The organism is Paenibacillus sp. Y568 (genome assembly GCF_059445545.1).
Genome location: NZ_JCAIUM010000003.1, coordinates 292933 through 313752 on the forward strand (window position 1 = coordinate 292933; position 20820 = coordinate 313752).

Sequence of the window (20820 nt, forward strand, 5' to 3'; positions counted from 1 at the left end):
GCCCGTGGGATAGTCACTTGGTTATGAAAAAACCGATCCTGCGGGTCATTTTTTCGAATTATTTTTACCTCGAACAGCCGTTACAAAAATGAACATAAAATTAGTAAATATTTTAAATTGAGTCTAATAATCGCATTTTTATGGATAGACAAGCCTTTCTTGAAAAGTCTCAAAAATAATTGGAGTTTTTTGTTTTAATTATATTCATGCGGGTAAATGGGATATGTAAGGCTATTTAATATAATACTTTCCCTGGATAAAAGGTGAATGGATGATACTTCTCGTACGATGGTTGATGATTTTATCCTAGGATTAAATAGATTTGTACTAAAAATAAGAATGGATAGAGAGATCGTCCATATGGAAGGGGTATGTTATGAAACCAGATGAAATGCAATCGGGGGTATATGCGGATGAACAGGAACAATATGAACAGGACAGATATGAGCAAGAACCATTTGAACAAGATATCTTACAACGATATGGAGATGATGATTCACAGGATTTAATTGATGAGAGTAAAGAGAAAATGCAACAATGGACTAAGGAAGATTATTTGGAATCTCAAGCCAAGGTGGATCAAATAAATATTCAATTAAAAGGGGTCCTTGAGGCTGGACTTGCTCCTGGAAGTCCCCAATCCCAACACATTATTGCTCAACACTTTGAGTCCATTGGAAGATTCTATACCCCTAGCGCGGATGTATATATTAGTCTAGGCGAGTTATATGTGAATCAACCCGAATTCAAAAAAATATATGATTCCTATCATCCAGATCTTGCAAAATATTTTTGTGAAGGAATGAAAATATTTGCGAAGCAACAATTATAATATTATACAAGGAGAGGTTGCCCTTCGATAAGTGCTATCGGAAAGGGCAACCTCTTTTTGTATGATTAATCCTATGAACTACAGTTGAGCCGTTAGAATGTCTACGAATTTCTCTAGGAATTGTTGTTCTTTAGCGTCAAATCGACTTTTTAGAGGGCTATCAATATCTAGAACCCCGTATAATTCTCCATCTTTTATAATAGGAACTACAATTTCACTGTTTGTGGCACCATCGCAGGCAATATGGCCTGGGAATTCATGAACGTCATCGACTAAGAATGTCCGGCGCTCATTTGCTGCAGCACCACAGACTCCACGATTCAATGGAATGCGTATGCACGCAGGTAATCCTTGAAATGGACCCAGAACGAGCTCCTTACCATCATAAATGTAGAACCCAACCCAATTAATATCTTTCATAAATAGGTTAAGTAATGCGGATGCATTTGCGAGATTAGCGATGGAGTTAGGTTCGTCATGAATAAGTGATTTTAATTGTTCTAACACAGCTGTAAATGAACTACTACGGTCACCTTCGTATGGAATCGCTTGAAACATTACACTCCACCTTTCTTTTAACCATGGGTTAATTATAAAAGATAGTACAGTGCGCCCCCTCCCGTCAAGAGAAAAGAGAAAAATACCCTATTAGTAGGGGAATAGATGCACTGAAGTGTTATCAGCGACGGATCATAGCACGTAAACAATCTTTATTCAGAACAAAATGACGTACAAATACAAATTGGCAGCTCAAGGTATACATCCTTGGTCTGCCAATTTATATTTAAAATTTGATTTCAATCAATTTTTAAGTTGAAGAGAGGGAATAGAATCAAGTTATAAATAAATATTATTTCTCAGGAGGTTATTCAGATGAAACCAGGATTTAAAATAGCAAAGGATATATATTGGGTGGGAAAAATTGATGAACGTGAGGTTCCTTTTCACCGTCTTCTTTTAACAAAAGGGACCACATATAACTCTTACTTACTCAAAACGGGCAAACCTACAGTTATTGATACTGTGGATATGGAATTCGGAAGAGAGTTTGCAGAACAATTGGCCGAGCTAATCGATCCGTTGGATATACAATATATTGTCATCAACCATACAGAACCTGATCACTCGGGGGGATTAGCTGCACTTGCATCAAAAGCAACCAACGCCACCATCGTGTGTACGGAGATTGCCGTACCTGAGATTCAACAAATGTACAAGCTTCAGCATCGGAATTTCTTAGTCATCAAAGATGGAGATCAGCTTGATATCGGTGGGAAGACACTGTTGTTCAAAGAGACACCTTATCTTCATACGGAAGAAACGATGATCACTTACTGTATCGAAGATAAAATATTATTCCCATGCGATATCTTCAGTACACATGTAGCTGTAGATCACCTCTTCGAAGATGAATCCGAATTGGATATTATGGATGACTTCACGGGTTATTATCAGGCAATCATTCACCCACACAGAAGATATGTGCGGACATTGATTGAGGCTGTTAAGGACCTTGAAATTGACATGATTGCCCCTTCACATGGATATATTCTTCGGAATGACATTTCCAAATACATTGATCTATATGACACATTTAGCTCTGAGACGACGGAGGGTAAGAAGGTTGCTATCGTCTATACTACAATCAAGAATAATACCAAGAAGATGGCGCATATCTTGCAAGATTGTTTTGCTGAGAACAACATTGTGGTGGAGCTCTGGGATGCGGATAAGGCAGAAGAAACGGATATTCTCAATAGCATTGAAACCGCCGATGCTGTATTTATCGGAACATCAACCAAATATGCGGATATGATCGGAAATTTGGAAGGTATTTTACGTAAGTTACAACCTATGAATCTGGAAGGGAAAATTGCAGCTGCCTTCGGATCTTACGGCTGGAGTGGTGAAGCGATTGAGGTGGTACAGGACTATCTGAACGGCACGAACATGACGGTACAGAGTACTTCACACGTTATCAAAACAACAGGAATGACCCATGTGGAATTCCCAATCCGCGTCCGTTTTTCTCCTAAGGAGCAGGAGAAAATCACTTTGATTAGAAATGCAGCCGAGTTCGTCTCAGATCTACTGCTCAGCGCGATTTGATTCACATAAAAAGGAAGTGAAAGGAAGATATAAATGACAGAGAAACGTTATGTTATTGTCGGTAGTGGTACAGCTGCCGTACATGCAGCCAAGGCAATTAGGGACCACGACTGTGATGCGATAATCTCCATATATGGGGAAGAAGAAACGCTACCTTACAATAGAATTAAGCTTTCCAAAGGGTTATTCACGGATCTCCACAGCGAGAAAGTGTTAATAAAGAAGGATAAATGGTATCGAGAGAATAGAATTGATGTGCATAACGGGACTACAATCAGTAAGATTGATCCGGATGACAGAGTAGTGGTGACTTCAGACGGGCAGGTTATTTCTTATTATAAGCTTCTCTTATGTACTGGAGCGACAAATCGAAAGCTAACCATAACAGGTGCCACACTACGCAATGTTCACAATATTAGAGATATGAACGATGCGGATCGGTTAAAGGCAAGCTTGCAGCACGGAGATCGTATTTGCGTGATTGGTGGCGGTGTGCAAGGCATAGAGACCGCATGGTCCTTTATTGATGCGGGTTATGAGGTAACGATTGTGGAAGCTAGCCCGCGTCTTATGGGTAGACAACTTGATGCGCAAGCCTCAGAGCTCCTTAAACGGAGAGTCACGAGCTATGGAGCTAATGTAGAGATTGGGCGGGGTGTTAAACAAATTATTGGGACAGATTGCGTGCAGGGTGTAGAGCTAGAAAATGGGTTATTTCTTCCGTGTGAGCACGTCGTGTACTCCATAGGCATTATACCGAATGTTACCCTCGCGCAACATGCAGGTATTCTGGTACAGACGGGCATCATTGTAAATGAAAATATGCAGACCAGCGCTGCTCATATATATGCGGCAGGTGATGCTGCCGAATTTCAGGGTAAAGTAGAAGGCTTATGGGGAAGTGCGATTGAACAAGGGAAGATTGCCGGAGCCAATATGGCCAACAACACAGTTGCTTACCAACGTCCAGTGCCAGTTACGTTGTTCAATTCGTTTGAGACACCTCTTTTCTCTATGGGTCAAGTGGATGATCATCAATGTGATGCTAGCGTACATCGGGTAGAAGAAGAGCCTTACACACGTATTTTTATGAAAGAGGGTGCTCTATCGGGCGTGATATCTTTCGAGGGTGTTGCTGCTTCGCTCACGTATAAGTCGTTGATTGAAAAGAATGTTAAGCTTGATGGAATTGATCTCAATCACACTAGCCTGGATGAAATTATGGTAGAATTCAGCAATAGATCATAGAAATAACACGTTAAATATAGATATAAGGAGATAATAATATGAAAAAATATATTTGTAAGCCATGTGGCTATATCTATGATCCAGCAATAGGTGATCCTGACGAAGACGTCATGCCGGGCACAGCATTCGAGGATCTTCCTGAGGATTGGGTCTGCCCGGTATGCGGTGAAGACCAGGATCAGTTTGCTCCTATTGAAGAATAGTAATGATTGTGGGGGAAAGGTTATGACAAAGCATTCTTGCCAATACTCGGAGGAACCCTGCGCCCGCAAAGTTCCTATCTTTACATCGTTATCTGACGAAGACCTTGCCAAGGTCAGTGCCATGATAAGGCATAGAAAGTACAGTAAGGGAGAAGCTTTGATCGTAGAGGAGCAGCCTTCGGATACACTATATATCATCCAACAAGGTCATGTTAAACTTTTGAAAATAACACCTCAAGGTAAGGAGCAGATTTTACACATTCTCTCAACGGGTGATTTTTTCGGTGAGTTAAACATTTTTAATAGCGATGAATTAAGTAACTTCAGTGCGTATGCTCTAACGGATACGGAGATCTGTATGCTGACCAAGAGTGACATGGAGCACATCATTGATGAGAATCCGGACATCTCACTGAAACTACTTAAGAGTATTACTAAAAGATTGGCACATACGGAGAATTTGGCCCAAAGTCTGGCTACAAAAGACCCGGAAATTCGTATCGCCTATATGATTCAAGAACTTGGGCATAAATATGGGAAGTTGAACAAAGGGCATACCAAGGTAAAGTTACCTCTATCACGGGAAGAAATGGCGAACTACGTAGGTGTTACTCGTGAAACGATCAGTCGTAAGTTCAGCAAATTTGAGGATTTGGGCATTATCCAGATCAACGGCACACGAGAGATTACGATTTCCAACATGCAGAAACTGAACGAATATATGGATTAGGATAAGAAGGAGAATTGTAGTGATGATTAAGTTGGATATATCACCTGTGGCTGAGCGCAGACTTCTAGAGAATCTTGGAGAGCAATCTGGTGTTATCAAAATGTTCTATGATAATGAAGGATGTGGTTGTGATGGTGTTACCACACTGCTTATTCAGAATCAGGGGGGCAAATACGATGTTGCAATGGATGCCGGTTCGTTTTCCTTTGTAATCGACCAACAGCATCAGCTCTTCTATGAAAGTGTTCTGCGACTTGACGCAGAGGAGAATTATTCCGACTTTAAGTTAGTCAGTCACTCCATGATCTATAGCACTCATGTTAACATTCGGGATATGCGGCAAGAGACAACCGACTAGGTAATTCAAGTTCTGATCTATAGTGAAATAAAGGGCACATTCGTTAGTGATTTTCGCGAATGTGCCCTTTCTATGTCATATAAATGTGGCCCTGTTTTTGTTTTGTTTATTTTCATTGGGGTAATACTTAGTATTGGGTTACGGCGAGGGCGCCAATAAATGTTTACAAAGAAAAGAGGACATGAATATGAATGCACTTTATACTGCAACGGTAACAACAAAGGGTGGAAGAGAGGGTAGAGCTGTCTCTTCTGATGGACAATTAGATTTGAACATTGTATCTCCTAAAGGGTTAGGTGGTACAGGTGGAGATGGGACGAACCCAGAACAACTTTTTGCAGCGGGTTACTCAGCATGTTTCGGTAGTGCTCTGAATTTAGTTGTTGAGAAGAAGCAAGTCAACGAAGTAACAGGAACTGAAGTGACGGCGAATGTTTCTATTTTCAAAGAGGGTGAAGGCTTTAAACTTGCTGTTGTGATGGAGGTTAAAGTTGACGGTGTTGATCTAGCCAAAGCGCAAGAACTAGCCGATGCTGCCCATCAGGTATGCCCTTATTCAAATGCAACTCGAGGTAATATTGATGTAGAGATTAGAGCGATTGGTTAACCTATATAATATTTAACAGCATAAATAAACCTGACGAGCGTTTCTTCGTCAGGTTTATTTTAAAATATAAGAATTTATAAGTATTTCCACTTATAAATAGGCTTATATCAACGCTAAACGTTTCTTCGTCGTTAAAGGACGACGAGATCGTTTATGCTTGTGTTGATCGAGTAGTTGCTTATACTTGCTTACGTATAGGTAGCCACTTCAATACATCTTGGATTTTGGCATCCCAATATCCCCAATCATGGCTCCCGCTCTCTTCTTCATACGTTAGATCCAAATCCGTGTGGGCGCAGGCCTTTCTAAAGGTTTGGTTGTCCTCGTATAGGAAATCTTCTGTTCCACAACATTGATAGAGAAGTGGTTTAGGCCCTTCTGTTTGATTACACTGCTGAAGTAGATGAAGGATATCATTATCTGTGCCATGAATATCTTGATCACCGAATATGTGTGTATAGTTCACAAGGGGTTCTTGCCGATGGATCACATTAGCCATATCTAACGCGCCAGACAGACTAGCAGCTGCAGCATATTGATCGGGACGGCGAAGTGCTAACTTCATTGCTCCGTATCCACCCATAGATAATCCAGCTACATAATTATCTTCTCTTGCATCGGATAACGGGAAGAAAGACCTTGCTAGTTGAGGTAGCTCCTCATTTAGAAAGGTCCAATAGCGATTTCCTTGAGCCATATCTGTATAGAAGCTCAGATGAACTTGAGGCATAACCACAGCAAGTCCAATCTCAGCCACATATCGCTCAATAGAAGTGCGGCGCAGCCAGATTGAATCATCATCGGAGAGTCCGTGTAACAAATACAATGTTGGATGTTTATCTCCTAATATATTGTTGCTCATGCCAATCTGCGTTCTCGTTTGTTGTGGCAGAATAACCGTCATAGAAGTGCTTAAACCAAGGACCTCAGAGTAAAAGTTACATCGAAATAATGCCATGACGACAACCCCTCACCTATTATTTACTAGCCTACTATGATTATAGTAGAAATGAGTCTCTACGAGCCAATTTTGATGTGAAATATAGCTTATAAAGGTTTGACTTGAACCTAGTAAGTTACTATAATTGTTATAGTTAAATAGATTTTTTATGGTAAAATGTGAGATGTTTGGTTGACAATCTAATGTGTGAGAAGGAAGGGGTCAGAAGAGGTTCATGAAACCGAAGAAAAATGCCAATGCAATGGCCATACGTAAGGCCGAGAAAGAACGTCAAAGAAAGCTTACGCAAAAAATTATGTGGATTACGGGAGCCTGTATTGTCATCCTTGCGATTGTTCTCTTAGTCATACAATCGAATTCGGATGATAGTTCGAAAGACAACACGGTTTCATTTGCATATGATAATCTACCGATCGTTGGGGATCCAGATGCGCCTGTCAAAATAGTAGAGTTTGGCGATTATAAATGTCCATCCTGTCAATATTTTAGTCAGAACTTCAAGCCTCAGTTAGTGAAGGATTTCGTAGATAAAGGCCTCGTATCTTTTTATTATATGAACTACCTAGTTATAGATCCAGATAAGGATTCCAACACAGCTGCATTGGCAGCACAGTCGGTATACCATCAGAATAATGAAGAGTTCTGGAAGTATTATCATGCTCTGTATGATAACCAGAAGGATGAGAATACAGAGTGGGCTACACCAGAATATCTTGTGGAACTCGCTCGCCAAGAGAAGATTGCTGTTGACTATGATAAGTTAGCTGAAGATATTAAGAAGAAGACGTATCAGAAGGAAGTAGACGAGCACCAGAATATTGCGGATGATAATAACGTGCGTAGTACACCTTCGTTCTTTATTAATGGTAAGCAATTTATACCTAATCCGAATGGCTATAACTATGATGACCTTGCAAAGGCAATCAATGAGGAAATAACAGTACAAAGTGCGGGGCAAGAGGAGAAATAACCATGAAAAGTAAAGGGTTCTTCAGAACGTATTCCCTATATTTAGCTTGGGTTGTATCTATTGTTGCAACGTGTGGTAGCTTATATTTAAGTGAAGTCATGTTATTTGAGCCTTGTAGACTTTGCTGGTTCCAGAGAATATTTATGTACCCTCAGGTGATTCTATTGGGGATAGCTAGTTATAAAGATGATCGAAACATCATCTCCTACGTACTTCCTTTGAGTATCCTTGGTGGATGTATATCGATATATCATTACTTGGAGCAGATGGTTCCTTCATTTGCCAAGGTTGCACCATGTTCTGTGGGAATACCTTGTAATGTAGATTATCTAGATTGGTTCGGATTCATTACGATTCCCTTACTTGCACTTATTGCTTTCGTGATGATCATTACGTTGCTATTGGTCGGTAGAGTCAAGGAAGAGGATGAAGAGATCGATCTAGAAGAAGAACATATTCAAGAAGAGATGTAAGCAGATACGAGAGATGTGAAAGATGGATAGAGGTTTCGGGGTACATCCCGATTCTCTATCCTTTTTTTGTTCTCATATGAAGGGATATATATATTTCGGTTTGAAAAAGGTCATTCTAGTGGTAGAGTGTTGATATTCAAGGAAAAACAGGGAGTTGTGTAACATGTACATATGCGACGGGAACATTCCGAAGCTTGAAAGTGAACGAATTCTGCTTCGCAGGATGGAAGTTGAGGATGCCTTATTGTTGTTTGAATGTTGGTCGAGAGATGAGGTTCGTGAATACTCAGGGATTCCCGAACTTGAGAATGTATCTAGCGCGGTGGAGATGATTCAATTTCTGAACGTCTTGTCGAAGACAGAAGATGGGTTGAGATGGGGCATTGTGAACAAAGCAAGCGGTGAATGGATGGGAAGTTGTGGCTTCAATATGTGGCAACTGGAAGGGGCATTTCGTGGGGAAATCGGGTGTGAGCTGTCTAGCCTTTACTGGGGACATGGGTACATGCGTGAAGCTATAGGTTTGTTATTAGAATTTGGATTTGAAGTGATGGGGCTCCATCGTATAGAGGCTTTAGTAGATCCTAGAAATGAACGGGCAAGTCAACTTTTCTTATCTCAATGTTTCCAGCGGGAGGGACGCCTTCGGGATTATCGACATACGGAAGAAGGATTTCAAGATGTCTACATTTATTCATTACTGTATAGCGAGTGGCTACATAAGCATAAATAAGGGGACGTCACGACGATTACTTCCGTACATTCATGGTTGTTGTGGATGATTCAACTCGATCCTCTTCTTGCGGTTATGATTATGTTGGAGGCTCAAGCGATGAGCTATAGTGCTGTTTCAAACTAAGATATAAATGATGTATAAGTCCACTAAAGACAAGTAACCATGCAGCCATTGCGATAAACACCATGAATCGGGGGATAGCTAGAAGAAAGGAAACTTCTAAGGCTTTCGATAACTGATAAGTGCTCGTAGTATACATGGCAAGTGGAAATGCCATCCCCCAAAATTGAGGGTCATAGGTTAATGGATAGCGGTGATATAGATGACGCCAGATCATAAGGATAAATAGCAAAGGAATCCACCATGTTCCTGTAACCCAAAAGAATAAAGTAAATCCTTTTAAAAATGGCGTAATCAGTATGAGGAGAGGCGAATGCTGTGAATGAAGGATTAAAGTAGAGCCAGCCAACGTAGTAATCGCAACAGCACCCATATTGATCCAATAAGGAGGAGTAAGCGCAGCGAATTTCAGTTCCACAAAAGTGAATCTGTAAAAGATGAGTGCAATGATGTTCAGATACAGCATACATCCCAGCAAGTACATACATAGCGTAAAGAATAAGATGATTTCTCTTTCATTTACTGCATAGGGAGAGAGCAAGGTACCTAATACAGATATGGATTGTGTTGAGACTGCTGCAATTAACCAAGCCCCGTTAATCCCCTCTGCTAAAGTAGGTTTATTCTTTCGAATGGTGACCGCAAAGAAAAATGTGTACATGATCAATACCCATAATGAAATACCTAGAAACCATAAAAAAAAGGCGACGGAATAATTATTATTGACGATAATAAGTTGACATCCTAAGACACAGGACCCAGCAATGATCGTGAAGAATCCGGGACCAGCAATGTGGCTGGTCAAATCCTCCTTTATTCTGGGAAAGTATAAGAATATACGAATGAGTGTTAATAACCATAATGTTGCGTAGGCCACGATATTGAAATACAACAAACCCTTGGAAATCGGGGTCATTCCGAGTAGAAATGTTGCGATAGACAAAGCTCCTGTAGCCATAATCACTGAGAAATAGCCCGGAAATAGATTGGCTGCTTTTTGTTGGATGAAGCTAACCATTCGACCAACTCCAATTTATTATTTTTCGATTTTGACTTTACTGCGCATTAGCGCTGCTAATTAAATTCTTTCTTTTTAATTATAGAGTAGAGGTTAGTGCGTCTTAGTGAGGACAGTCACAGGGTTAAATTGTACAAATTGGATCGGTCCTATTCGAATTCTACACATTTGTTGCATAACTCTGTGATTATTATTAATCTGTTGATCAGAGCATTAAGATCGTGATTGGTATCACAATCATTAGCGGAAATGCATGATAAATTGATTACCGAAGTAAGGATTGACGTTGGGCGGCGATTGCCGACGGAAAAGTCAGATGGAATTCGGAAATCGGTACAGTACAGGAGGTACGTATAAATATGAAGCATATCGCTATAACTTCTTCAACAGTGTCACGAGAGATTGATTTTATGGAAAGTTCATTCAGCGAATTAATTGATCATATCGTGAATGTGCATCATGGTTATTTGTACAGAACGCTACCTGAGATCGAACAATATCTGTATGAAATTGAGAATGTCGATGGAACGCGTCATCAGGAACTGACCAAGGTTCGCATGTTATTCACAGAGATGCATAAGGAACTGATGAGTCATCTGCCGAAGGAAGAACTGGATATGTTCCCAGCGATTAAGAGATTTGAGCAAGAACAATCGGGTCTCATATTTCAGAAATGCAGACGTATGATCGAGAAGCTTGAAGATGAGCATGAATCGTGTGAGTCCATCCTTAAACAAATTCGGGAAATAACCGGGGATTATACACTGCCCGAAGAAGCATCGGCCACCCATAAATTGACTTACCAAAGACTGCAGGAGTTAGAGTTGGATCTGTTTCAACATATACATTTAGAGAATAATGTTTTGTTTCCGCGCGTGATGAATACTTCTGTGTAACAGAAGGTGAGGAATTAAAGCGCAAACGGTAGTCCCATAAGCTTGGGGCTACCGTTTTCTTTATATTATAAGCGAGTAAAGGTTTCACTTAATACTCTATCCCCTATATTTCCACCAAAAGGGGTGCCATTCTTAAAAAGAACGGCACCCGTTTCTACTTGTTTGCTATGCAGTTAGTGTTCTCCGCCACAACCGCAGCTTCCCCCACAACCGCAACCACCTGCTTGCATTTCACTAGTCTCTGGTATTTTGTTGAGTTCAATGGCTGTAGTGAAATACTTGCTAATTGAATTGTGAAGTTGGTTGAATTCTTTCTGTGCATATAGAAATCTACGTATGACATCATTATTGTATAAGGCACGTTCCTCCTGTTCGTAGTCGTTGATCTCCGCCTCTGTTCGTACTAATCCTTGAGCATCCTTTTGCTGAAGGGTACGATGGTTCTCCAAGAATCGCTCATATTGCTCAATCGCGCTCTCGTCTTCTGTGAATTGGTCGATCATTTGTCGCAATTCCTTATATTCGTCTTGTTGCAGTAACGCTGAGCAAAGCTCCGCCATTTTCTCCAAGACTGCATTTGTATTCATTTTAACGATCATGGACTTGCCCCCCTTATTATCTTCCTCATTTACTCTACAACGAGTTGTACGACACCCATGTGACTGCTCTCACAAATGGAGTATTTTTGGGGTGGATGAGTGGGACGCTCTGATTCAGAAGTGGATACATCTTAGGGATCTGGAACCCCTTCGCATTTTAGTCGTTAGGATTTCAACAAATAGTCGATGCATTCATGTTAGATTTACTGTAAAATACTAGAGGCATATCTTTCATTGAACAGTAGAAAGGAATTAAATGTTGTGAATTCAATACAAGGTAAACAAAGAAATTTCATTATGGCGGGTATTCTACTATCCACCTTCTTATCAGCAATTGAGGGCACGGTTACTGGACCTGCGGGTCCGGCCATAGTAAGTCATTTTGGTGGGATGCAACTGATGAGCTGGATATTTACCGCCTACCTTCTAACGATGGCAGTCACCACGCCTATTTTTGGAAAAATTAGCGATATCTATGGTCGCAAACCGGTATTTATAGCCGGATCGCTAATCTTCGTCATTGGATCGTTGCTGTGTGGATTCTCCCAGAGTATGGAGCAACTCATCATCTTTCGTGCAATTCAGGGGATTGGCGCAGGGGCAATTGTTCCGGTATCCTTTACGATTATTGGTGATATCTATCCTATTGAACAACGTGCTAAGGCTCAAGCGTTAGTTAGCTCGATTTGGGGTATTTCTTCCTTAGTTGGGCCATTAATCGGAGGTTATCTTGTTGATTATTGGAGCTGGCGCTGGATATTTGGATTTAATGTGCCATTCGGTATTTTATCGATCCTCCTTATACTACGGTATCTTCCCAAACATAATGTAAGTCGCAAAGCTAAGGTTGATATTGCAGGTGCGGTTACATTTACGATTGGTGTTACGGCATTATTGTTCTCACTAGCTACAGGAGGGCAATACTTCGCATGGAATTCACCATTATTAATTGGATGTATGGTGATTGCAGTTATTTTTTTAATTCTGTTCTTTATTGTAGAGAACAAAGCAGAGGAGCCAATGCTCTCACTGAAGCTCTTTCGAATTCGCGATATTGCCGTATCGTCTATTGCAAATTTGCTCATTGGCGCGCTCTTAATTGGACTTACAACGTATACTCCTCTGTGGATTCAGGGTGTCTTGGGCAAGAATGCCACCTTCTCGGGTCTAGCCATGGCTCCTATGTCCATCGGTTGGATTATAGGGTCTATTATTGGTGGGAAAATGTTAATTACAGCAGGCTCGCGTAAGACAACTGTGATTGGCATGTTAGGTATCGTGATCGGTGCTCTAGGCATGGCATTCATGACTGGAGAGACACAGAGTGTGATCTTGTTGAGTCTTACATTTATCTATGGAGTGGGATTCGGATTTACTTCCACGGTATTCACACTTATTGCACAGTCTTCTGTGGGTTATCATCTGAGAGGTTCCTCTACAGCGCTCAACACGTTTATTCGTTCGCTTGGGCAGACAGTGGGTGTAGCTGCTTTTGGTTCATGGATCAATTTGAGAATGGCAAACTTAATACAAGATACACCGGGTGCAGAGAACCTGGACCAATCAGATATTAATAAGTTACTCACGCCTGAAGGTAATCAGGGCATATCAGAGTCTGTGTGGCTCAGTATGCGCAGCGTGATGGAGGGAAGTTTGCATTCGCTCTTTATCGTTATGGCCATCGTTGCAATCATCAGCATGTTGGTAGTGACTAGGTTTAGAAATAAAGTTCCTTCCGAAGAAGGAGAGTCGTTGACTCCAGAACAATCATAACTTATGTAGTAACATAACGAAGAACCTGAGGGAAGTTTTCCCTCAGGTTCTTTTGTTCAAATATAAGAAAGTCGATCTATTCTTGTTTTACTGTATAAGTTGGAACCTCTTTACGTATTTGCTATTTCCGCATAGAAGGAGAAAGTCTCTCCGCTTGAATTCCCATTTTCTTGAGCAGTAAGATCATTTGGCATTTCTCTTCGGCATTTAGTCCACTGAGTGCTCGATGAATTCGTTCTGAGAATTTGGGATACAAATCGTTCATAAGCTGCTCGCCTTCAGCAGTCAGCTCGGCAAAAATAACACGACGGTCCGTAGGGCAAGGCTTGCGACGGAGGTAACCACGCTCCTCCAATTTATCTATAACATAGGTGACATTTCCACTCTGTAGTAACAACTTAGCGCCAATCTGCTGAATGGGTTGTGCTCCTTTATAATAGAGAACTTCCATCACAGCAAACGCTGTTGGGTTGAAGCCTTCGATCTTACTTCCCATTACGGCATGCTCATTCACACTCTTGAACGATTTGGCAAACACACGGTACAAGTGTAGAGAGATTTGAGTATCTACTTCTTGAATTTGAATCAAGCTTCTCACCGCCTTTACATTCATAAATGGCTTAATTTGATGACTATATTTATATACTAAGCGAAGTGTTATCATGATGGACATGTGATTTGTCACAATCACAACACTTTTTAATATTTAAAAATAAAGCAATTATCGCTCTACAGTCTCACATAAGATCATTCTTGCGTATAAGTCTTATTTCATCCTGTAGACCGATGGTGAGCAAGACCACATCCCTTATCGTATAGATATAGATTTATACCTTAGAGGAGTGGAAGAATTGAATCAATCCAATCGTGTTAATATGACCACTAGAATGCCCTTACTAGGCAATCGCTCATTTGTAGTACTGATTACTGCACAGATTATTTCTAATTTAGGAGATTGGTTACATATCCTAGCAATCTTCACTTTGGTGGGTTTTAAATGGAATGCAACTCCGTGGGAGATCACTATTTTCTCGCTTTGCGTGGCTATTCCTATGATGATTGGTGGTCCTATAGTAGGTGGCGCATTAGTAACGGCTTATGGCGCAGCCTTCATTGTCTCCGGTTCTTTGATGTTCATATTGGGACTAGGTGTACTGTTCGTTAGATTCTGGATAGAAAAGAAGGATACCGACATTGCCCAATCGAAAGGGTTAACAGAGATGGCCTCTTAATAATATATTGAAGCTTTTCGTTACTTCGAAACGTTAAGCAATGTTGAAGGGGTGTACAAAAGTTTCTTCTATATAAGAGGGGAAAGATTGTGGGGGAGATATGTATGGATATGTTTAGCGAACCGGGACTGAATACAGTGCTAGAGGTTAGTATTAAGCGGGCAGGATACGACGAGGGTGAATCTTGTATTTCAAATATCTCCTTTCAGGTAAAGCAAGGTGAATTATTAGGACTTATTGGACCGAATGGAGCGGGTAAGAGTACTACAATCAAATCAATTCTCGGGCTTCTGAAGCATGTGCAAGCAGAGGTGTCTATTGGAGGCGGTACGGGTAAATATGCATATATTCCAGAGCAACCTATATTTTATGAGGACTTAACATTATGGGAACACTTGGATCTTGCTGCAGCGGCCTATGAAATAGAGTATGAAACTTTTGTCCACCATGCAGAGGAACTACTTACGCGTTTCGGTATGACTCAGTCGAGGAATCTATTGCCTGCAGGCTTCTCTAAAGGAATGAAACAAAAGATGATGTTGATGATTGGGTTTCTAGCATGCCCTGATATATATATTGTAGATGAGCCTTTTATCGGACTGGATCCTCGTGCAACGATAGATTTCCTGGGGTTATTGGAGGAGGAGCGCCGTCGAGGTGCAGGCGTATTGATGTCCACGCATGTACTAGATACGGCAGAGAAAATATGCGATGCATTTATCATGATCTCGGAAGGTAAAGTAGTTGCACAAGGGACGTTGGGGGATATTCGGAGAATTGCAGAGCAACCAGCAGAAGCATCGTTATTTGAGTGTTTCGATAGGTTGATGTAATGGAAGGGAATAGGATGAAGTCGAGAGGAACCTATCAATTTACAGGACCCAGCAATCTATTTTGGCGTCGGTTGAAGGAACATGCTCGAAACCAGATGACTGTTTTTCGATCCATTTCGGATTGGTCTGTATGGCTCTATGTTCTAATTCCAGGGGTCTTATTATCTGGTCGATTGTATTATGGTTTATGGGTGGAGGGGCTACCAAGCTGGAGTGAAGCTCTGCCAGGGTCGATATTTCCATCTCTCATGGTACTTTTGATGTACAGAGCGAGTATACTTCTCTTCGTGCAAGAGGGTGATGTACTGTTCATTCGGAGGGCCCATCGTTTTATGTCCGGAATCATGCTTCGCGGCGCAATATATAGTATGACGATGATTATAATCACGAGTACTGTAGTATTTGTTATTTTATTGCCATTCCTAGTACAACGGTTAGACTTAAATGCTGTTGAAGCGTTAAGTTACTTGATTTTTTCAATAACCGCGAGTTGGATCGTTGCTTGGAGTCGCCATATGATAAGTGTGAATTACGTAGGATGGAGACGGCAACTCTTTCTAATTCCTACGATTGGAGTTCTCTGTTCTTTATACGCACAGGTTACTTTCATATGGATGGAGGAGCCGCAGAAATTGCTCCTCATCTCTTTCGTATTGTTGTGTATTGTCTTTCTGTTCATTAGCGTCCGATTGAAGATGCAGGGTACGTTCATGAATGATGTACAAGAGGATAGTAAACTGCGCGTAAGGCTAACTGGCCTGATGTTAAGTCAAGCGATCGATAAACCTCGTGCAACGCGGACCAAAACATGGCTTTTCAGAAACTCACCATATCTGTACCGTTCACGCTCAGCGGAAAGACGCTTGGCAGGTGCGGCTGTAAAAGCCTCATTTCGCAACCCACAAGATCTGAAGCTATATGTACAATTTACCGGTGTATGTGTACTAGCTATGATTTGGCCACCTATCATAATCAAATGTATACTGCTGTTGGCTACATATATATTATTTACCTATTGGCATTATCTATATTGGGTACGTTTTGTCAATGATGAATGGATTGCACTCCTTCCATGGTCGCTAGATCTGACGGCACAAGCACGTACGATAGCCATTCGAACGCTGCTTCTACCTTTTACAGTGGTTATATCGTTGACCTTTTCTTTATCTTGGTTGGGTATGGGTTGGGGCTGGCTACTTGTGGTCCCGTTAGTGTTTACCTTGTATGGGTTTACTAGTTACATTTTGGCGCTGTTGACCTTATCTAGATCTAGATCCTAAATAAATAGCGCAGTAAAAGGCGTACTGCCTTTATACTGCGCTACTTCTTAATTAATTAGTTGTCTGCTGCGTGCATTCCTGCAGTATAACCTGTAGAGAACGCGGCGGTGATGTTATATCCCCCAGTGTAGCCATGAATATCTAGAATCTCTCCGCAAAAAAATAATCCAGGCATCAACTTTGATTCCATCGTTTTGGGATTTACCTCTTTCAGATGGACACCTCCACCAGTAACGAAAGCTTCATCAAGTGATTTGGTCCCGACAACATAGAAGCTAAACTTTTTTAGAGTAGCTAAGAAAGCTTGCCACTGATTTTTTTGTAAATGAGCATACGTGATATCTCCGTCTAATTCTGCCTTGGATAAGAGAAGAGGGATCATCCGTTCAGGGATGGGGCCCTTTAATACATTCTTAATGGCCTTCTTAGGCTCAGATTCTAGACGTTCCTTAAGAAGCGCATCGAGTTCTGTCGGGGAGTAGTCTGGGAAGAGATCCACAGACATTTCTACTTCCTTGACGTTGAACTTCTTTTGTACTTGGCGAATAAATTGGCTACAGCGTAACGCAATTGGACCTGATATTCCGAAATGAGTGAATATAAAGTCACCACGATGGTGAATTACGTTCTTCCCTTTGGGATTCCACACCGATAGTTCCACACTTCGAAGAGAAAGTCCTTGTAGCTCACGACTGTGTATCCAACGTTCATTCGAAACAATAGGAACCTCCGTAGGATATAATTCTGTAATGGTATGTCCAGCTGCCTCTGCCCACGCATATCCATCTCCCGTAGAGCCAGTCTGTGGTACTGATTTACCACCTGTTGCAACGATAACGCTAGAAGACTTTATCCGCTCTCCCGAGATTAACCTCACGCCCGCTGTCTGCCCATTCTCGTAAAGAACCTCCGCAATCGGACTATGCGTCATGATCTTGACTCCCAATTCGCGTACTTTGCTCAATAACGTGTTGACCACACTAGATGCTTTATCGGTGACAGGAAACATTCTTCCATGATCTTCTTCTTTCAGCGCAATACCCAGACCTTCAAAGAAAGCCATAATATCACGGTTGTTAAAATGCCCAAACGCGCTATAGAGAAAGCGACCATTTCCTGGGATATGGGCAATTAAATCTTCAGTCTCCTTGGCATTCGTCACATTGCAACGTCCTCCACCGGATATTCCTAGCTTACGGCCAAGTTTATCTCCTTTATCTATAAGTAGAACGGAAGCACCTTTACTACCAGCCGCTACACAGGCCATGAGTCCAGATGGGCCTCCACCTACAACAATTACATCATATTTCATTACATAATCTCCTTTAGCATGTAACCCTGATCTTAGTTGAACAATCATTCCATTCTTGTCTATTATGGATCATACCAAATAGATATAGGTTACAACAACTCTAGTAAGATATATAATTAGAATATATTGTAATATCTTGAAGGCTATGATTTAATCGGGTTAATAAACACGTGAATAGTATTTAGGTAGGAGAGGAGGGATGGATATTTATATTATCCTTAAAAATATCTTGTTGCAGGTATTAATATCCGGCTCATTTGTATTTCTTTTTCCTCTGATCCTTGATAAATATGTACGCCGAAAACGCAATTCCAAGAACCTAGACTCCATTGGTTTTACGATGGTTATCGTTTTATCTAGTGCCGTGAGTATGATGTTATGTTCTTTATTTTCATCTGAGATTTATGTGGGGGTTATACCGCTGAATATGGGTATTATTCCTCTTTTTGTAGCCATTCTGTATGGGGGTTATAAATCAGGTGTACCCTTGGCTATTCTTCATATTACGTTTTATTTTATCTTTACAGAAGTTTGCTCTGTAGGAGGCGTATTTCTTCATACAGGTATGATCATGTACCCTGTATTATTTTGGACTTCTTCTCATTTTCTAAAAGCTTCTCTAAAAGAAAAAATGATGCGAATTATTTTATGCTTATTACCTGCCATGTTATTGCTATGCATCTCTCCATTACTATATGGGGGGGATCCTAGCTTCTACGATATGAATACTATTATTATGATTACCATCTATTTCTTTATTAGTCTTTTATGGGGAGCAATGGTTATCTATTTGATTGAAATTTCATTTGAGAGGCTACTTCTTAAGGAAAAGATTATGGGGATGTCAGAGAAATATTTGCGAGAAGAGGATAAATTACAGCAAGTCATGGATGTTGCGCCACTATGCATGGCTTCTTTAGATCGAAATGGAAGAGTGTCTAGTGTTAATGAAATGATGATGAGTTTGTTTAAGACAACTAAACCTAGATTGACAAAAATGGACGTTCTTGGGCAATCCATAACCATGTTTACGGACGATATGGTGGAGAAGCAGCAAATAGAACTTCGAATCGCTCAAGCCCTTCAAGGCGTAATTATGGGTCACGAATTGACACAGAATGACTCGAAAATTTACTATATGAACATTTCGCCACTTACGAACTCCTTTACAGGTGAGATTCTGGGAGCTGTATTAGTCATTCAAGATATTACAGAGCTTGAGAAGTTTCGCAGTGAGCTCGGAAACATAGAAGGACTTAGCTTAGTAGGCCAAATGGCCGCAAGCATTACCCATGAGATCCGTAACCCTATGGCTGTTGTACGTGGTTTTTTGCAACTTATGAATGAGAAGAGCCCAAGTTCACTAGATCATTATTATCGGATTGTTATGGAAGAATTAGATCGTGCTAACGGTATTATTAATGATTTCTTATCCCTTGCACAGAACCGAGCATCTGAGAAAGAAGAATATAACCTACATAAAATTATATATGACCTGAGTCCACTATTGTGGGCAGATGCTAATTTACGAGGTCAGACGATTGAGCTAGAGCTCGAAGAGAATATCCCTGATCTGCATTTGAATGCCAAAGAAATTAAACAGTTAATTCTAAATTTAGCCCGTAATGGAATGGAAGCCATGAATGTGAATGGGCAACTTACCATACAGACTATAGTGAAACTAAATAGTGTAGAACTGATTATTAAGGATACAGGATGTGGTATTCCGAAGAATAAGTTAGATAATTTATTTGTTCCCTTCTTCACTACGAAGGAGCAAGGTACAGGCCTCGGGTTGGTATTATGCCTTAGTATTGTTGAACATCATAATGGTAAAATTACGGTGCATTCTGAGGAGGGTAAGGGTACTACTTTTGTAATCGTATTTTCCCTGTAGTAAGCGATATATTGGTAAAAAGTGTGGCTCATCTTGCTCCGTTGCTTGCTTTCAAACATTCAGAATAGGTATAATCATATTAATGATTTATAATTGTATCTATGCTTACAAGAGGAGTGAATGAGAATGTCTATGTCTTTTGATCGATATATGAGAGATATGATTCAACCTATGCGGGATGAATTAACTAGTCTAGGAATTAAGGAACTTACTACACCTGAGGAAGTTGAGGCAGCAGTGCCTAACGCTAAAGGTACGACTTTGATTGTTATTAATTCAGTCTGTGGGTGTGCTGCAGGGCAATGTCGTCCAGGAGTAGCTAATGCATTGCAACATAATGTAGTACCAGATCAATTATTTACGGTGTTTGCAGGGCAAGATAAAGAAGCAACAGCGAAAGCACGTGAGTATTTCGCTCCTTACGCGCCATCATCACCTTCTATTGCATTGATGAAAGATGGAGAACTTGTACATTTCATCGAACGTCATCAAATTGAAGACAGATCAGCGCAAGAAATTTCAGCAGAACTAACCGAAGCTTTCGACCGTTTGTGTAAATAATAACTAGCGTTCGTTGCATAATAACCCCGAAGTTGGTATTCCTACAACTCCGGGGTTTATTATACGATGATC

At 40.7% G+C, this 20820-nt stretch carries 23 protein-coding genes; 17 read left to right on the forward strand and 6 right to left on the reverse strand.

Annotation, left to right across the window (positions count from 1 at the left end; genetic code table 11):
* The first annotated feature begins 376 nt into the window (after positions 1-376).
* Positions 377-832, forward strand: coding sequence for a TipAS antibiotic-recognition domain-containing protein (locus tag AC1D7X_RS06470; protein WP_495455966.1), 456 nt, complete (start codon positions 377-379; stop codon positions 830-832).
* A gap of 78 nt (positions 833-910) precedes the next feature.
* Here AC1D7X_RS06470 and AC1D7X_RS06475 read toward each other — a convergent pair whose 3' ends face one another.
* The gene (locus tag AC1D7X_RS06475; RefSeq protein WP_495455967.1) at positions 911-1390 is read right to left on the reverse strand and encodes a GAF domain-containing protein; all 480 of its coding nucleotides are present in this window, start codon (positions 1388-1390) and stop codon (positions 911-913) included.
* 315 nt (positions 1391-1705) lie between these two features.
* Between AC1D7X_RS06475 and AC1D7X_RS06480 the strand changes: the two genes are divergently transcribed.
* The 6 genes from AC1D7X_RS06480 (at position 1706) to AC1D7X_RS06505 (ending at position 6087) form a co-directional block, all read left to right on the forward strand.
* Positions 1706-2941 carry an FprA family A-type flavoprotein gene (locus AC1D7X_RS06480; RefSeq protein WP_495455968.1) on the forward strand — a complete coding sequence of 412 codons (1236 nt, stop codon included), beginning with the start codon at positions 1706-1708 and terminating at the stop codon, positions 2939-2941.
* Positions 2942-2974: 33 nt separating this feature from the next.
* Entirely contained in the window at positions 2975-4189 is a 1215-nt protein-coding gene (locus tag AC1D7X_RS06485; RefSeq protein ID WP_495455969.1) for an NAD(P)/FAD-dependent oxidoreductase, read from the forward strand.
* 38 nt (positions 4190-4227) lie between these two features.
* The gene (gene rd, locus AC1D7X_RS06490; RefSeq protein ID WP_495455970.1) at positions 4228-4392 is read left to right on the forward strand and encodes a rubredoxin; all 165 of its coding nucleotides are present in this window, start codon (positions 4228-4230) and stop codon (positions 4390-4392) included.
* A 22-nt stretch (positions 4393-4414) separates the two neighbouring features.
* A complete protein-coding gene (locus AC1D7X_RS06495; RefSeq protein ID WP_495455971.1) occupies positions 4415-5122 on the forward strand; it encodes a Crp/Fnr family transcriptional regulator in 708 nt (235 codons plus the stop codon).
* A gap of 22 nt (positions 5123-5144) precedes the next feature.
* Positions 5145-5480 (forward strand): iron-sulfur cluster biosynthesis family protein, encoded by a 336-nt coding sequence (locus tag AC1D7X_RS06500; RefSeq protein WP_495455972.1) that lies wholly within the window; start codon positions 5145-5147, stop codon positions 5478-5480.
* Positions 5481-5667: 187 nt separating this feature from the next.
* The gene (locus AC1D7X_RS06505) at positions 5668-6087 is read left to right on the forward strand and encodes an organic hydroperoxide resistance protein (protein ID WP_495455973.1); all 420 of its coding nucleotides are present in this window, start codon (positions 5668-5670) and stop codon (positions 6085-6087) included.
* Between the two features lie 178 nt (positions 6088-6265).
* Here AC1D7X_RS06505 and AC1D7X_RS06510 read toward each other — a convergent pair whose 3' ends face one another.
* Complete coding sequence (locus AC1D7X_RS06510) at positions 6266-7045, reverse strand: alpha/beta hydrolase (protein WP_495455974.1); 780 nt, start codon at positions 7043-7045, stop codon at positions 6266-6268.
* A 217-nt stretch (positions 7046-7262) separates the two neighbouring features.
* Between AC1D7X_RS06510 and AC1D7X_RS06515 the strand changes: the two genes are divergently transcribed.
* The 3 genes from AC1D7X_RS06515 to AC1D7X_RS06525 all read left to right on the forward strand — a co-directional run bounded on the left by AC1D7X_RS06515 (position 7263) and on the right by AC1D7X_RS06525 (position 9224).
* Entirely contained in the window at positions 7263-8018 is a 756-nt protein-coding gene (locus AC1D7X_RS06515; RefSeq protein WP_495455975.1) for a DsbA family protein, read from the forward strand.
* A 2-nt stretch (positions 8019-8020) separates the two neighbouring features.
* Positions 8021-8491 carry a disulfide oxidoreductase gene (locus tag AC1D7X_RS06520; RefSeq protein ID WP_495455976.1) on the forward strand — a complete coding sequence of 157 codons (471 nt, stop codon included), beginning with the start codon at positions 8021-8023 and terminating at the stop codon, positions 8489-8491.
* A gap of 163 nt (positions 8492-8654) precedes the next feature.
* Entirely contained in the window at positions 8655-9224 is a 570-nt protein-coding gene (locus AC1D7X_RS06525; RefSeq protein WP_495455977.1) for a GNAT family N-acetyltransferase, read from the forward strand.
* A gap of 79 nt (positions 9225-9303) precedes the next feature.
* On the opposite strand, the gene AC1D7X_RS06530 is transcribed toward AC1D7X_RS06525, so the two are convergent.
* Positions 9304-10365, reverse strand: a complete 1062-nt coding sequence (locus AC1D7X_RS06530; protein WP_495455978.1) for a tellurite resistance/C4-dicarboxylate transporter family protein — start codon at positions 10363-10365, stop codon at positions 9304-9306.
* A gap of 359 nt (positions 10366-10724) precedes the next feature.
* Between AC1D7X_RS06530 and AC1D7X_RS06535 the strand changes: the two genes are divergently transcribed.
* Positions 10725-11261, forward strand: a complete 537-nt coding sequence (locus AC1D7X_RS06535; protein WP_495455979.1) for a hemerythrin domain-containing protein — start codon at positions 10725-10727, stop codon at positions 11259-11261.
* A 173-nt stretch (positions 11262-11434) separates the two neighbouring features.
* On the opposite strand, the gene AC1D7X_RS06540 is transcribed toward AC1D7X_RS06535, so the two are convergent.
* On the reverse strand, positions 11435-11860 hold the full coding sequence (locus AC1D7X_RS06540) for a YlbF family regulator (RefSeq protein WP_495455980.1): 426 nt from the start codon (positions 11858-11860) through the stop codon (positions 11435-11437).
* Between the two features lie 297 nt (positions 11861-12157).
* Here AC1D7X_RS06540 and AC1D7X_RS06545 point away from each other — a divergent pair, with 297 nt between their 5' ends.
* On the forward strand, positions 12158-13633 hold the full coding sequence (locus AC1D7X_RS06545) for an MDR family MFS transporter (RefSeq protein ID WP_495456071.1): 1476 nt from the start codon (positions 12158-12160) through the stop codon (positions 13631-13633).
* Between the two features lie 121 nt (positions 13634-13754).
* On the opposite strand, the gene AC1D7X_RS06550 is transcribed toward AC1D7X_RS06545, so the two are convergent.
* Complete coding sequence (locus AC1D7X_RS06550) at positions 13755-14222, reverse strand: MarR family winged helix-turn-helix transcriptional regulator (protein WP_495456072.1); 468 nt, start codon at positions 14220-14222, stop codon at positions 13755-13757.
* A 262-nt stretch (positions 14223-14484) separates the two neighbouring features.
* Here AC1D7X_RS06550 and AC1D7X_RS06555 point away from each other — a divergent pair, with 262 nt between their 5' ends.
* From AC1D7X_RS06555 to AC1D7X_RS06565, 3 genes are all read left to right on the forward strand, one after another.
* Entirely contained in the window at positions 14485-14865 is a 381-nt protein-coding gene (locus AC1D7X_RS06555; RefSeq protein WP_495455981.1) for a hypothetical protein, read from the forward strand.
* A 104-nt stretch (positions 14866-14969) separates the two neighbouring features.
* The gene (locus tag AC1D7X_RS06560) at positions 14970-15698 is read left to right on the forward strand and encodes an ABC transporter ATP-binding protein (RefSeq protein ID WP_495455982.1); all 729 of its coding nucleotides are present in this window, start codon (positions 14970-14972) and stop codon (positions 15696-15698) included.
* A 14-nt stretch (positions 15699-15712) separates the two neighbouring features.
* Positions 15713-16978, forward strand: a complete 1266-nt coding sequence (locus AC1D7X_RS06565; protein WP_495455983.1) for an ABC transporter permease — start codon at positions 15713-15715, stop codon at positions 16976-16978.
* A gap of 55 nt (positions 16979-17033) precedes the next feature.
* On the opposite strand, the gene AC1D7X_RS06570 is transcribed toward AC1D7X_RS06565, so the two are convergent.
* Positions 17034-18290, reverse strand: a complete 1257-nt coding sequence (locus AC1D7X_RS06570) for a BaiN/RdsA family NAD(P)/FAD-dependent oxidoreductase (RefSeq protein ID WP_495455984.1) — start codon at positions 18288-18290, stop codon at positions 17034-17036.
* A gap of 199 nt (positions 18291-18489) precedes the next feature.
* Between AC1D7X_RS06570 and AC1D7X_RS06575 the strand changes: the two genes are divergently transcribed.
* Together AC1D7X_RS06575 and AC1D7X_RS06580 are read left to right on the forward strand one after the other, a co-directional pair.
* A complete protein-coding gene (locus AC1D7X_RS06575; protein WP_495455985.1) occupies positions 18490-20187 on the forward strand; it encodes an ATP-binding protein in 1698 nt (565 codons plus the stop codon).
* 126 nt (positions 20188-20313) lie between these two features.
* Positions 20314-20748, forward strand: a complete 435-nt coding sequence (locus tag AC1D7X_RS06580) for a BrxA/BrxB family bacilliredoxin (RefSeq protein WP_495455986.1) — start codon at positions 20314-20316, stop codon at positions 20746-20748.
* Positions 20749-20820: the final 72 nt, after the last annotated feature.

Coding starts and splice junctions, on each gene's coding strand:
- rd (WP_495455970.1), top strand. CDS start 4,228: ATGAAAAAATATATTTGTAAGCCATGTGGCTATATCTATGATCCAGCA.
- AC1D7X_RS06500 (WP_495455972.1), top strand. CDS start 5,145: ATGATTAAGTTGGATATATCACCTGTGGCTGAGCGCAGACTTCTAGAG.
- AC1D7X_RS06560 (WP_495455982.1), top strand. CDS start 14,970: ATGGATATGTTTAGCGAACCGGGACTGAATACAGTGCTAGAGGTTAGT.
- AC1D7X_RS06575 (WP_495455985.1), top strand. CDS start 18,490: ATGGATATTTATATTATCCTTAAAAATATCTTGTTGCAGGTATTAATA.
- AC1D7X_RS06540 (WP_495455980.1), bottom strand. CDS start 11,860: ATGATCGTTAAAATGAATACAAATGCAGTCTTGGAGAAAATGGCGGAG.
- AC1D7X_RS06535 (WP_495455979.1), top strand. CDS start 10,725: ATGAAGCATATCGCTATAACTTCTTCAACAGTGTCACGAGAGATTGAT.
- AC1D7X_RS06530 (WP_495455978.1), bottom strand. CDS start 10,365: ATGGTTAGCTTCATCCAACAAAAAGCAGCCAATCTATTTCCGGGCTAT.
- AC1D7X_RS06520 (WP_495455976.1), top strand. CDS start 8,021: ATGAAAAGTAAAGGGTTCTTCAGAACGTATTCCCTATATTTAGCTTGG.
- AC1D7X_RS06525 (WP_495455977.1), top strand. CDS start 8,655: ATGTACATATGCGACGGGAACATTCCGAAGCTTGAAAGTGAACGAATT.
- AC1D7X_RS06545 (WP_495456071.1), top strand. CDS start 12,158: ATGGCGGGTATTCTACTATCCACCTTCTTATCAGCAATTGAGGGCACG.
- AC1D7X_RS06485 (WP_495455969.1), top strand. CDS start 2,975: ATGACAGAGAAACGTTATGTTATTGTCGGTAGTGGTACAGCTGCCGTA.
- AC1D7X_RS06470 (WP_495455966.1), top strand. CDS start 377: ATGAAACCAGATGAAATGCAATCGGGGGTATATGCGGATGAACAGGAA.
- AC1D7X_RS06580 (WP_495455986.1), top strand. CDS start 20,314: ATGTCTATGTCTTTTGATCGATATATGAGAGATATGATTCAACCTATG.
- AC1D7X_RS06570 (WP_495455984.1), bottom strand. CDS start 18,290: ATGAAATATGATGTAATTGTTGTAGGTGGAGGCCCATCTGGACTCATG.
- AC1D7X_RS06515 (WP_495455975.1), top strand. CDS start 7,263: ATGAAACCGAAGAAAAATGCCAATGCAATGGCCATACGTAAGGCCGAG.
- AC1D7X_RS06480 (WP_495455968.1), top strand. CDS start 1,706: ATGAAACCAGGATTTAAAATAGCAAAGGATATATATTGGGTGGGAAAA.
- AC1D7X_RS06565 (WP_495455983.1), top strand. CDS start 15,713: ATGAAGTCGAGAGGAACCTATCAATTTACAGGACCCAGCAATCTATTT.
- AC1D7X_RS06475 (WP_495455967.1), bottom strand. CDS start 1,390: ATGTTTCAAGCGATTCCATACGAAGGTGACCGTAGTAGTTCATTTACA.
- AC1D7X_RS06495 (WP_495455971.1), top strand. CDS start 4,415: ATGACAAAGCATTCTTGCCAATACTCGGAGGAACCCTGCGCCCGCAAA.
- AC1D7X_RS06505 (WP_495455973.1), top strand. CDS start 5,668: ATGAATGCACTTTATACTGCAACGGTAACAACAAAGGGTGGAAGAGAG.
- AC1D7X_RS06510 (WP_495455974.1), bottom strand. CDS start 7,045: ATGGCATTATTTCGATGTAACTTTTACTCTGAGGTCCTTGGTTTAAGC.